This window comes from Bradyrhizobium sp. AUGA SZCCT0283 (genome assembly GCF_018130385.1).
GTDB lineage: Bacteria > Pseudomonadota > Alphaproteobacteria > Rhizobiales > Xanthobacteraceae > Bradyrhizobium.
Window position 1 is genome coordinate 1 of the sequence record NZ_JAFCLU010000066.1, and the last position, 11,207, is coordinate 11,207.

12 protein-coding genes are annotated in these 11,207 nt (G+C 58.2%); 3 read left to right on the forward strand and 9 right to left on the reverse strand.

What is annotated here, in order from left to right:
* Positions 1-1,066: 1,066 nt before the first annotated feature.
* Together JQ624_RS37280 and JQ624_RS37285 are read right to left on the reverse strand one after the other, a co-directional pair.
* On the reverse strand, positions 1,067-1,288 hold the full coding sequence (locus tag JQ624_RS37280; protein ID WP_212423853.1) for a hypothetical protein: 222 nt from the start codon (positions 1,286-1,288) through the stop codon (positions 1,067-1,069).
* A gap of 739 nt (positions 1,289-2,027) precedes the next feature.
* A complete protein-coding gene (locus JQ624_RS37285) occupies positions 2,028-2,210 on the reverse strand; it encodes a hypothetical protein (RefSeq protein WP_212423854.1) in 183 nt (60 codons plus the stop codon).
* Positions 2,211-2,982: 772 nt separating this feature from the next.
* On the opposite strand from JQ624_RS37285, the gene JQ624_RS37290 reads away from it, so the two are divergent.
* A complete protein-coding gene (locus JQ624_RS37290) occupies positions 2,983-3,192 on the forward strand; it encodes a PRC-barrel domain-containing protein (RefSeq protein ID WP_212423855.1) in 210 nt (69 codons plus the stop codon).
* A gap of 33 nt (positions 3,193-3,225) precedes the next feature.
* Here the strand turns inward: JQ624_RS37290 and JQ624_RS37295 are convergent, their stop codons facing one another.
* Both JQ624_RS37295 and JQ624_RS37300 read right to left on the reverse strand, forming a co-directional pair.
* Complete coding sequence (locus JQ624_RS37295) at positions 3,226-4,824, reverse strand: FAD-binding oxidoreductase (protein ID WP_212423856.1); 1,599 nt, start codon at positions 4,822-4,824, stop codon at positions 3,226-3,228.
* Between the two features lie 82 nt (positions 4,825-4,906).
* Positions 4,907-6,076, reverse strand: coding sequence for a trans-acting enoyl reductase family protein (locus tag JQ624_RS37300; protein ID WP_212423857.1), 1,170 nt, complete (start codon positions 6,074-6,076; stop codon positions 4,907-4,909).
* 532 nt (positions 6,077-6,608) lie between these two features.
* Between JQ624_RS37300 and JQ624_RS37305 the strand changes: the two genes are divergently transcribed.
* Positions 6,609-7,445, forward strand: coding sequence for a glycosyltransferase family 2 protein (locus JQ624_RS37305; RefSeq protein WP_212423858.1), 837 nt, complete (start codon positions 6,609-6,611; stop codon positions 7,443-7,445).
* Positions 7,446-7,552: 107 nt separating this feature from the next.
* Here JQ624_RS37305 and JQ624_RS37310 read toward each other — a convergent pair whose 3' ends face one another.
* The 4 genes from JQ624_RS37310 to JQ624_RS37325 all read right to left on the reverse strand — a co-directional run bounded on the left by JQ624_RS37310 (position 7,553) and on the right by JQ624_RS37325 (position 10,330).
* Positions 7,553-8,746, reverse strand: coding sequence for an aspartate kinase (locus JQ624_RS37310; RefSeq protein WP_212423859.1), 1,194 nt, complete (start codon positions 8,744-8,746; stop codon positions 7,553-7,555).
* 483 nt (positions 8,747-9,229) lie between these two features.
* On the reverse strand, positions 9,230-9,529 hold the full coding sequence (locus tag JQ624_RS37315) for a hypothetical protein (RefSeq protein WP_212423860.1): 300 nt from the start codon (positions 9,527-9,529) through the stop codon (positions 9,230-9,232).
* Complete coding sequence (locus JQ624_RS37320; RefSeq protein ID WP_249130387.1) at positions 9,526-9,720, reverse strand: hypothetical protein; 195 nt, start codon at positions 9,718-9,720, stop codon at positions 9,526-9,528. The genes JQ624_RS37315 and JQ624_RS37320 overlap by 4 nt, the downstream gene beginning before the upstream one ends.
* A 148-nt stretch (positions 9,721-9,868) precedes the next feature.
* The gene (locus JQ624_RS37325; protein WP_212423864.1) at positions 9,869-10,330 is read right to left on the reverse strand and encodes a hypothetical protein; all 462 of its coding nucleotides are present in this window, start codon (positions 10,328-10,330) and stop codon (positions 9,869-9,871) included.
* Between JQ624_RS37325 and JQ624_RS37330 the strand changes: the two genes are divergently transcribed.
* Positions 10,263-10,766: a hypothetical protein gene (locus tag JQ624_RS37330; RefSeq protein WP_212423861.1), complete on the forward strand. Its 504-nt coding sequence runs from the start codon at positions 10,263-10,265 to the stop codon at positions 10,764-10,766. The genes JQ624_RS37325 and JQ624_RS37330 overlap by 68 nt on opposite strands.
* A 232-nt stretch (positions 10,767-10,998) precedes the next feature.
* Here the strand turns inward: JQ624_RS37330 and JQ624_RS37335 are convergent.
* Positions 10,999-11,207 (reverse strand): hypothetical protein (locus tag JQ624_RS37335; protein ID WP_212423862.1); only part of this gene is annotated, 209 nt, incomplete at its 5' end.

An 11,207-nucleotide genomic window follows, 5' to 3' on the forward strand; every position in this document is an offset into this window, starting at 1 on the left:
GAGATGCGTTGCCCAGTGATGCAACTTCAGTAGTTTTACGGAGGCCAACAGCCAGGTGCTTTCGACCTGCCAACAAGCCTGGTCGGCCCGTGATTTGAAGCCCTGCCCCCCTCTAGCGCGGCAAGAACTGAAAGCGCTTGTCAATTTTCCCTCCCACGGTCTGGGCCATCAGCGCGAGGCTGTGGTCGGGGGGGCGGCGGGCGAGGCACCGACGATGACCGCACAGCCGATAGCTGCGCCCTGGGTTGCGGGGGTTTGGGCTGCGGGATAGAGGCCTCCTGCGGGGCCGGGAGCGGAGGGGTGGACGACACCTTCTGCCTGACGTCCTCCTCAACAGCCTGCAGTGCCGCAATGTTCTGGGCCATTTGTTCTTGCTTGGCAGCGAGTTGTTCTACGCTGTGCCGGACGACATCGAGATTGGACGCCAAGGGCGCAAGCTGCTGCATCGGGTCAGGGGAATTTGTAGCCACGATTGGCGGCTTCGTCGTCGAAATGGATAACAACCAGGCCAGCGTTGGAGCCCGGGCTATGACCATCTCCTTTGCTGCATCCCCGTAGGACTGCCAGCCAAGCGTGGCACCGACACCGATGAGAGCCGCAATAGAGAACCGGGTAACGCTACGCAACATGCGCCTGCCAATCGACGGCCGGTCGCTCGCCAGCTGCCCCTCCCCGAAGCGGTAGGGATGGGGAGGATCGATCGGCGCCTTCAAGGGCCGCCTACCAGAGCGAAGATCGGATCGGGCGTCCGGATCGCGCGCAGACCTGCCGGACGAAGTTTCTTCGGCTGTCAGCCACTCTTTCTCCGCGAGTGGTGGGCTTTGCGAGTATAACATTGGTACCTCTACCGACGTTTCTTCCTAACTATTTGAGGCAAGAGGCGATCCTGGTTTGACGGAACGGAGGCAGGAGCGCAGCAGCCCTAGGGCGTTTGTGAGATCGTCGCACGATTAGAGAATCGACTTGTTTAAGGTCGGTGAAGCGTCAACCGTTAGGCCGGCTCGTTGCGCAACCGTGCGTTTCGGCTACGGAAGGAAGTCACAGTAACTGCTTGATCGGCGTCCGGTTACACCGCGACAGTGACCTTCAAATTAATCAACGCCGCCAGCCTAAGTTCGATTGAGTCTCGCTCACCAGTGCCTGCACAGGCCAAGATGTTTTTTGCGATCGCCTCGCGATTTTGAGGCGTCCGCATACTCAGCGGCAATGACTGCACCGCCTTATCTAGGATCTGTCCGAGAAGCGAGAGCTGTTCGGAATAGTAGACAGCGCTTTGATCGGGCAACATTGACGTCGCTTTCCCTGACTATCGTCGCACAGTCGCTTAAAGTTTGTTGAACCGTTTGTTCCTGTCAGGGCAGAAAAAAGACCGCCTAGCGTCGCCCGTCGGTCGAAGTCACGGTTGGCTCTTCCTGCGGCCAAAGTCTGAGACGGGGTCAGCAACTGACCTAGACGCGGCCGAAAACGAAGTCCGCTGCGCCCTCGTAAACGGACATCGTCAGCCTGAACGCTTAGGTTCGAAAAGTGCCGATTTTGTTGCAAAAGTCTTTTTGGGGTGACGAACGAAAATTTTCAGGGAGGCTGACGCGTGTTGCACGTGGCCACGTAAGGGACCACATCGTTCCTCGGAAAAACGACCACGGACCTGCGTAGCGGCGTGATGGCGCCTCGCATCGTTACAGCTCTCTGAAAATCACCTTTCGCGAGATTTTCGGGGTCGTTCGATTTTCGACTTTTGCAACAAAATCTGCCAATATCGAAAATACCGGACGCGTCGTTGCGGCGTAGACAGCAGCAGCGGAACTATTCTGGCGTTCATTCCGACAGAACGAGGAACGTGACGTACGAATGCGAGCGCACGGGATGTGAGGCGAAGGCGTTCCAGCGTTCCTTGCCGGACGAGGCGCTAAGTATCGTCGCGCGCGGGCTTTGGCCGAGAATTCGATGAGCCAATTGCTCTGCCGAACGGGCGCGATGCCCCATGACTTAGGCAGCGCCGCCAAGGTGCTTTTGAGTTACGCCGGCCGTTAGCCACCGGACCGATGCAAAAACGGATCCACGGACTCAGCTAACAGGGTAGCCAATTGGGCGGCGGCAGGCGCGGACTGCTTTTCGGGCGGCAGCGAGCCGACAGAATGGACCGCCAGTCCAGCACCAGCGGCAACGGCAACGGCAACTATCGCAATTGCAGCAAGATATTTGATCCTCATGGCGATGGCTCCTGCATCGGCCCCACGAACTAACTGGCCACTCTCTGAAATGGTTCCAGAGCGCAACTGATCTTGTCTGCAATCGCGTCCGTTGCTCTCTTCACTGCAGAAGCACTATGCTGCGGTTGTACTCCCCTCTGACCATCGACCGAGCGTCACGCTGCGGTGCAGTAAGAATTCCATAGCCTGGCCGGGACAAAAGCTGCCGAACTTGGGGTCCAACGACCCGGTATTCCGCGCGGCAAGTTCCTCAATGCGTCGGCGTGGCGCTCCGATAGGGAACGAAAGCTCCGGTCCAGACTTTAGTAGAGGGAGACCGTCGCTCGCCGTTGACTACATGGCGCATGTCGCGGATAGCCAAAGGTTCCTACTGCAGGGCCCGCTGTTCTCAAAAACAAGCGCTCGCACAGATAGCCAAAAGCGGCGGTCTTCGGTTCCATTCAGAAATTGCCAGCCGTGCTCGCAAGAGAGCCGCGGGAGGGGTGGACGCCAATGCTGGCGCTTTCTTACCCGAACGAGGCTTCGTTATGCGCAACCGCATTGACATAGACTCCAAACACAGCCGAGCAATTGTTCAAGAGATCGGGGAGAGACTACGTGCGTTCCTGCAAGAAGAGCCGGCCCCCCCGGAGAGCCTTAAAAGGCAAATCAATTGGCTCCGCGAATTGGAAGAGCAGTTACCATCAATCATTCCAGCGGATGAGCGTCGGGACAAGCGTCGCCATTGAGCCGCCTTGAACAGCCCAGAAGGCTCGGCTGACATGGACGAGCAATGCCATCGGTGAAGCGCCGTGCGTCAAAAATTTTGGATGAGTACGGTGCGGCGCAGTCCGAATTGATTGGCAAAGCCGTCGTGCTCACCGACGGAAAGGCAGGCACGGTCGAGAACGTTTGGCTGGATGAATTGCACGGGCTTCGGATTTCCATCGGAGGTCATGATGGAAGATGGCCGGTCTCAACCATCAAGTTTGTGGAGTCCTAGACCTCACATCGGCTGCGGGTGCGTCGATCCGCGTTACGGATCGATGAGCACTCCCGGGTTGAGCATGCCTTGTGGATCGAGTTCTCTTTTTGCTGCCCGAAGCGCGGCCGCGAAAAGACCCGGCCGCTGGCGATCGTACCAAGGCCGATGATCACGGCCAACAGCGTGATGATGTGTGATCGTACCACCCGCCTCGATCAGCGCGTCGCTGGCCGCACTCTTGATCGCCTGCCATTGCTCCAGAAGCGCACCGTGGCGGCCGAGTGCATGGAAAGAAAAATAGGGCGCGGGCCCGTCCGGATAGACATGGGTGAAGCGGCATGTGACCTCGCCTTTCAGGCCAGTCGCTTCGAGGATCGCACGCTCCGTCGCCGCTTTCACTTTGTCGTGGAAACTTTCGAACCGATCCCAGGTGATAGCGGTCTCAAACGTGTCGTTGATGAGACCAGCCGGTGTCAAAAACTCGCGCGCATATGGCATGCGAATAAATGCGTTCCGCCAGATTCCTGCTGCGCCTTCGAGATGTGCATCGCCGGCTTTTGCGGCCTCCGGCGTCCCGCCATGGTCGGCGCAGCATTCGAGCGCACGTGCCATCCAGGCATCCGGCGAATGGTCGCCGGATTCAAAGCCGAGCACCATGATCGCGACACTGCCGTCGGCCGCACCGGTGTTGAACGCCTCTTGCGCGTCAAGGATGCGGCAGTTCGATGGATAGAGACCGGCCTGTGCGATGGTGCGCAATGCGCGTGCCGCACCGAAGAACGAATGGAAACGAACCGATGCGCCGGCACGGAATTTCGGACGTGGCTGCAATCGCATCCAGGCGCGCGAAATCACGCCGAGCGTGCCTTCCGAGCCTATGAACATGCGGTCGGGGCTCGGTCCAGCACCCGATCCCGGCAATCGACGCGTTTCCAGTATGCCGCGCGGCGTCACGACGCGCAGGCTTTCGACGAGATCATCTATATGCGTGTAGAGACTGGCGAAATGACCGCCCGATCGCGTCGCGATCCAGCCGCCAAGGGTTGAATATTCGAAACTCTGCGGAAAATGCCGCAACGTGACGCCGTGCGGCTTAAGCTGGTTCTCCAACGATGGACCATAGGCACCGCCTTCGATCAGTGCGGCGCGCGATATCTGATCTACCTCGACAACCTTACCCAGATTGCGTAGGTCAAGTGTGACGGCCGCCTTGTAGCGAAGCCCATCGACTCGCGGCTCGACGCCGCCGCAGACGCTCGACCCGCCCCCGAACGGCGTCAGCGAGGCGCTGACGCCACCGGCCCAGTCCATCACAGCGGAAATCTCTGCTTCGTTGCGTGGATATGCGATCACGTCGGGCGCGCTGTCGTAGTCGCCGAGCATGGCTCGCACGTAGTCTGGATAGGATTTGCCGTAGGTGTGCGCGACCCGGTCGTAGCGTTCGCTCGTACAGAAAGCGGCAAGTGAGCTCGGCAGCGCAACGCGCGGCGCCCGCAGTGCTAGGTCCTCAAGACGCGGCACGGCTTTTGTCTCAAACGCATCGCGCGCGAATTTCGCGTGGTAACGGCCGAGCACGAAAGCCTGCTCCTCGGCAGTCATGCCTTCGTCTTCGCGGCCCCAGCCGTAATGTTTTAGCCTTGCACCGCTCATGGCATCCTCCCTGCTTTTTTCTGTCTGTGACTTCCGAGATCGCCGCGATATCCAGCGCGCCGCTGCAGTTCTGTGCGTTACCTCAACGCGCGCTGAAGGTGAGGCCGGCGCGCTCCTTCAGACGCTTGCGCAACGCCGGACCCATCAGTGCGCCCGGCGTCCAGATGCCGCCCTCGCCCTGCACGTCGCGCACGAGGCACAGAGCGCTCTCGGCGATCATCTTGCAGGTCGAGCCGTAGCCCGGATCGCGGTCGCCCGTGACTACCGCCTCGACCCTTCCGCCATCCGGCAGCTCGCCGAGGAAGAGGATGTCGTAGAAGCCCTTCTCGCGCTCTTCCCGAGTTGGGCCTGCGCCGGGCTTGAGACCGCCGGTCCCGAACAAGGAAACCACCGTGGCGAGCGTCTCCGCCGTCACGCGAGCGATTTCCCCAACTCCCGGCGCGACCATCATCTCGTCGTAAACGAAGTCCGTGCCGTAGGGATGACCCAACAGGAAATTCGTGCGGTGCACGTTCTTGGTGTTGATCGGCGCCATTGGGAACGGCACGAGCAACACGTTCATGCTCGGGTCGTATTCCGGGATGAGGCCCGACGGCTGAGACGGCCCGGTGAACCCCGGCGTCAACGCGAAGGGATCGGTGAGCAGCCGGATCAGGGCCGGGTCGCGCGCAGCGGCGGCCAGCGTCGCCTGAGCGCTCGCCGCGGTGCCGCCAGACATGCCGCCTTTCACCTTACGCAGGCGGGCTTTGACCCGCCGCGCCGGGCGACCAAATTTCTCGCGCGCCTTCTCCTGCAACGTAAGCACGCCGAGATCGAACGGGATGGAATCGAAGCCGCAGGAGAAGATGATGCGCGAGCCGGTCCGTTTCGCCTCTTCGTGATGGGCGTCGATCATGCGCCGCATCCAAAGCGGTTCGCCGCATAGATCGACATAGCCAGTGCCCGTGGCCGCGCAGGCCGCCACAAGCTCGGGACCGTAGAGCTGATAAGGCCCGACCGTCGTGATAATCACGGCCGCACGCTCGCACATCGAACGCAGACTCGCCGGCTCGGCGGCATCCGCCTTAACCAAAGGCAAATCGTCTGGGGCGCCGATGTCGGCACGCACCTTCTGGAGCTTGTCGGTCGAGCGTCCCGCAATCGCCCAGGACGGAGCATCGTCGCCGCGATAGGACGTCGCCAGATATTCGGAGATGAGGCGGCCGGTGTAGCCCGTCGCGCCATAGACGATGAGGTCGAAGTCCCGCTTCACGACGCTGATCCTCCTCAAGACCCGGGAGAGCCGTCTTCTGATCCGTGTGCAATCGCAGGACGCGGGGACGCTCGCACGAGCAGCGTGTCATTTGAGGGTCCGCTGCTTCGTTGAACCCTTCGCGTTTGACGAAGGATACCACATTTCCTGCCTTGGGGTGCGCAACGTCCGGTTGGGATCATTCGCGTCGGTAGACCGGACCCACGGCAGGTCTACCCCCAGTGAACGGACATTGTCAGGATAGGGGGCATGTCTCAGAGGTGCCACACTCGGACATCACGACTTATCTAACGGACGTCCGTTCTACCCCAAAGAGCGAAAATTCAGCGACCGTTAGCATATCCATATTGTGCCAACAGGCGACATGGCATTTCGGACGCCTCACCCAACCGCGCCGCGAGGTTGACTTTCTGCAATCTCTCGCCGGCGGCGTCCCGCCGGCAACATACGTCCTGCGATTCTGAACCCTTGCAGTTACTGCGCCCGCCTACCATCATTGGTGCCAATTCTTTCTCGCAGCCAGGTGGTGATCATGCTGGGCACGAGTAGTTGGCAGCTCCGCGACGGTGAACAAATCATTGCTTGCAATGGAAGCCTCTTAGGCTATAGGCACTTTTTGATCGGAATCACCCGAGTTCGCAATGAAGCACTTATCCTCCGAGACACATTGGACTACGTCGGCAAGCACGTAGATGCGATAGTCGCCTATGATGACGCGAGTACGGATCGAACGCTGGAGATTCTTTGCGGACACCCAAAAGTCGCTCTAATCGTGACAAATCGGTTGTGGGAAGCGGACATCGAGGCACGCCGGATTGCCGAGGGTCGACATCGCGGACTCTTGCTGCAGACGGCGCGCGAACATTTGCAGTTCGATTGGATGTTTTGCTTCGATGCGGATGAGCGCGTTACCGGAGATCTACGCGGATACATGGCGCGAACGCATTATAGCGATTGCGACGGCGTGCGGGTTCGACTGTTCGACGCTTATATGACTCCTGGCGATCATGCACCCTATCAAGCCGATCGCGAACTATTGGGCTTTCGTCGTTTCTTCGGCCCGGAACGGCGAGACATTTTAATGTTGTGGCGAAACCGGTTGGAGGTCTTCTTCGCGAAGCACAACGGGCGAGAGCCGGGTGGTGTTGAACACGTGGTGACTGGTCTGTATTGCCAACACTATGGTAAGTCGTTGTCGGTCGAACATTGGGACGAGACTTGCGAATACTACATGCAACACTTTCCGTTCGATACCTACGGACGAAAATGGCGCGATCGCAAAGGTCGAGCAATCCACACCCAATCTGACTTCATGCGGCCCTTGTATGAGTGGGATGACACGCTCTTCGCGAATGCGGTGAAGATGTGACTTGTCCGAAAATCGGACGTTTCGTACCAATGTTGACCGCCTGGCTGACAGGCTCACGTCGAATTTCTCACGCAGAGTGCCGCAATATTTTTGGGCGAAACGGTCAACTAGATCAGCGAATGCAAAGCCTTGACCGCGGCCTCGCGGGTCTCCGCCGGAACAGTTAGATTTACCGAATGCGGTGACGAAACATATTTGTCGGCGACAATCCCGTGATGCTTCAGAATCTGAATCGCCTTAAATGGCAAGTCTGAGGAAACGCCGCCGAAGCAAGTGAGGCTCACCGAACTTAAAGTCTCACGCTGTCGGCGCAAGTCTTTACTCCCCTCCAGCGTGCGCAGCAAAGTGTCGAGCGACTCCGAATCGGAAGTCATCATAATGCGCGTTTTTCCGGCGGTGAAAGCCGAGGCGAGGAGTTGCGGCCAAGATAAGCCGTTTTGCTTGAGATGCTGCGCGAATTTCTCAAAGCCTTGATTGAGGTCCGTCGAATCGATCTCCACATGCTCAATGCGAGCCATCGAGTTGATGGCCAAAACTTTCCCGTGTTCCATCCCCATAACCTCTCTCATCACTTGCGTGCTGTGTTCAGCGCCGCCCAATTTCTTCAAGACCAAAGGAACGTTTTGGCTTTGTGCCAGCTCCACGCTGCGAAAATGCAAGACCTTGGCGCCCCAAAAACACATTTCGGATAGCGATGCAAAATCCAGTTGACGCAAGGGTTTTGAATTCGCCACGATGCGCGGATCGGCCGAGCAAACTCCATCGACCTCTTTGATAATCTCACAGCGCTCGGCTTTTAGTGCCGCTGCCATGGCAACCGCAGTGGTGTCGCTGCCACCGCGGCCCAGCGTGGTAATTTCTTTGGTCACCGGGTTCACGCCTTGAAAGCCGGCCAAAACTACGATGCGTCCGCGGTCGAGTTCTTCGCGCACGCGAATGGGCCGCACATCTAAAATCCGCGCGGAAGAGTGGGATTCGTCGGTCATCACTCCGGCTTGGCTGCCGGTAAAACTAATCGCCGGCACGCCAAAATCGGACAGTGCCATGCTCATTAGAGACATACTGATGCGCTCGCCGGCGGTTAACAGCATATCGAGTTCACGGCGATTGGGATGCGAGCTTACTTGGTAGGCCATCTTAACAAGTTCATCGGTGGTCTTTCCCATCGCTGAAACGATCGCTACGACCCGATGACCACGCCTGTGTAGATCGGCAAGATTGCCCGCGACCGCGCGGATTTTTGCCGGTGTTTCGAGACAGGCGCCGCCGTATTTTTGCACGATGATGGGATTGTTGCGCATTCTACTTTCAGCGTGATGGATGTTTGGGTTTATCAGGGCAAAGAATTAAAGGTCTTCGCTTTCGCTGAAGCGGCGCAAGAATGGTTTGACGAAAACGACTCGGAAGAAGTTGCGTTTATGTGCGAAGTTGAAGAGAAGAGGTCGAACCGATGCCAAGCCTCGCGTCTGGTCCTTAGACCGCAGTTCGGGCGAAAAATATATGTGTCTCCTTTACCACATCGCGCCAGTTCCGCATCACTTTGTTCGCTTTGGTGCAGACTATTCTGACGACATCAGTAACGTCTTCTTATTGGGAAGGCAGCGGCCGCGGTTGCGGACTCGTCGAGGAACCTCCAAGCCTTGACGAGTCTGCTCGCGCGGCGCAAGAGGAGGCTATCGATTGCCTGTGCTGAATTGCTTTGTAAGCGGCATTACACGTCGAGCAACAGATACGACGATGATCTTCGTGTCGGTGATTGGTACGGCCGCTTATCTTGCTGGCATCTAGCCGCCGGAATCCGAAACTATACGAATAAGATCAGTCGTGATTTCCACTTGTGATCGGCAATACGCAAACTGCAATGCGGTCGCTTCTGAAAAGTCGCTCGCGAGCGCAAGCTTTCGGGCGTAATCCATTTTTACGGCGATAACCCGTTTGAGCAGCGCGATTGATTCAGGCGAGCTCGGTGCAATCGACTTTGTTGCGGCATCGAAGAAGAGGGCCAATGCCTTTTCGATGTTATCAACGCTCATTGCGACGAGTTCGCGAACCTGGCTCGGCACTTCAATTTTGGTTTCCATCATCGGTCCGTTGACCAATCAATTAGCGTGAACCTCAGCCGTCGCTTGTCCATTTCTTCGCGGAGTTTATCCGCATAGGCGCGGACCCCATCGCCAGCAAAGCGGTAGTGGCTTCCTGCATCTAAAGCGACTTGCTGACGGACCTTCTCGTAAAACGCCAACAGGCGCTCTTCCTTCATTTTGGAATAATTCATGGATGGCCCCGAAATGCGCGTCAAAAAAAGCAATTCTAGGCCGTCCGGTTGAGCCGGCACCCTATGAACGGACATTCTCGCGGTATCTGTCGGCATGTCGCAAGAGTGCCAATGAGCGACATTGGCGTCAAGTTGCCGATTGCCGCACTCAGAACCCGACGCCGACGCCGCCCTTGCAGGCGCGCTCAAAGCTCTTGTCGCTCATTCGCGGTGCCTTCAGCGTTGGCATAGTGCTGACACTGTTCTTCGGCCGCCCAGTGGAAGTCGACATTGACGACGCCGCGATCGGCTTCATGCGCAAGGCCAATTGGGCGACATTACGAGGGTAGTCGGTGCGCTCGCTCACCCAATCCCGAGCGGCGGCGCCAAGGTCACCGATGGACGTTACGACATATTCCAGATGGCGAGGTGGCGATAACTGTCCGAATTGCACGTCTGGCCTTGCCAAGGATACAGGAGAACCACGAATATCCAAGCCAGTTTGCGAACTATTTGGCGACTCCCGGCTTATATAGGAAGTCATTTGAATAGGAAAATTCGATATGAAATTGTTTGGTTCCAGGTTGTTCGGGCAGGCTATCAAGGCTGCTGGGGTCGGCGCCGCGCTCATGTTGTCAGTGTCGGTAAGCCATGCCCAGTCAGGGCCATTTGCCGGTTTTAACGGATCGTGGTCCGGCAACGGCACAGTCGCGCTTTCCGACGGAAAAACCGAGCGCATCCGATGCAAGGCCAGCTACAATGTCAGCAGCACCGGCCTGGGTCTGAAGCAGACTCTCCGTTGCGCCAGCGACAGCTACAAATTCGACTTGAGTACCGACGTTACGAGCCAGGGCAACCGCATTTCCGGCAACTGGAGCGAAGCGAGCCGGAATCTTTTCGGCAATCTGCAGGGCACGGCGGGCGGTGGCCAGATCGAGGTTTTCGTCGAGGCTTCTGGATTTGCTGCCAGCGTGACGTTGCGGACCACCGGCAACAAGCAGACGGTGCAGATCAGCTCCAAGGGCGAGATTAGGGGCGTCAATATCACGATGTCGAAGGGCGGCTAACGCCGCCCCTGACGCTTTTACGCAACTTCGACGCTACATGATGCACAAAGGCTGGGCTGGTGGCGGTCGCGCGACCAGCGCTGCGATGGCACTCGCGTTGGCTACCGCACGGTGATTTCGACCTATCCCGGCATGATGCCCGACCCTATCGCCTTGGCAAGCTGAAGCAAATATTGGGTTGTAGTTCTATTGGGATTTACCGCGTTAGCTTTCCGCCTCTCCCGCCGTCGGATCATTCTCGCAGCACTTTGCGGATGGTGATTCCGAGCGTCGCCCATTGGTGGCAGGGGTCGTCTGCTGAAATGACGGCTCTGGCACTTAGCTGACATCGACGTTTTGGCGTATGGTCCGCTTCGCGCCATCGGACTAAACCGCTCGCGCGGTAGGGCGCTGCGGCGGGCGGCATGGGCGTGCCAATAATGGATGAACGATGGAGCGTCT

What these genes read in the sequence shown, in the direction of transcription:
- JQ624_RS37280 (WP_212423853.1), bottom strand. Translation starts at nt 1,288, where the DNA reads ATGTTGCCCGATCAAAGCGCTGTCTACTATTCCGAACAGCTCTCGCTT.
- JQ624_RS37285 (WP_212423854.1), bottom strand. Translation starts at nt 2,210, where the DNA reads ATGAGGATCAAATATCTTGCTGCAATTGCGATAGTTGCCGTTGCCGTT.
- JQ624_RS37290 (WP_212423855.1), top strand. Translation starts at nt 2,983, where the DNA reads ATGCCATCGGTGAAGCGCCGTGCGTCAAAAATTTTGGATGAGTACGGT.
- JQ624_RS37295 (WP_212423856.1), bottom strand. Translation starts at nt 4,824, where the DNA reads ATGAGCGGTGCAAGGCTAAAACATTACGGCTGGGGCCGCGAAGACGAA.
- JQ624_RS37305 (WP_212423858.1), top strand. Translation starts at nt 6,609, where the DNA reads ATGCTGGGCACGAGTAGTTGGCAGCTCCGCGACGGTGAACAAATCATT.
- JQ624_RS37310 (WP_212423859.1), bottom strand. Translation starts at nt 8,746, where the DNA reads ATGCGCAACAATCCCATCATCGTGCAAAAATACGGCGGCGCCTGTCTC.
- JQ624_RS37315 (WP_212423860.1), bottom strand. Translation starts at nt 9,529, where the DNA reads ATGATGGAAACCAAAATTGAAGTGCCGAGCCAGGTTCGCGAACTCGTC.
- JQ624_RS37320 (WP_249130387.1), bottom strand. Translation starts at nt 9,720, where the DNA reads ATGAATTATTCCAAAATGAAGGAAGAGCGCCTGTTGGCGTTTTACGAG.
- JQ624_RS37330 (WP_212423861.1), top strand. Translation starts at nt 10,263, where the DNA reads ATGAAATTGTTTGGTTCCAGGTTGTTCGGGCAGGCTATCAAGGCTGCT.
- JQ624_RS37325 (WP_212423864.1), bottom strand. Translation starts at nt 10,330, where the DNA reads ATGAGCGCGGCGCCGACCCCAGCAGCCTTGATAGCCTGCCCGAACAAC.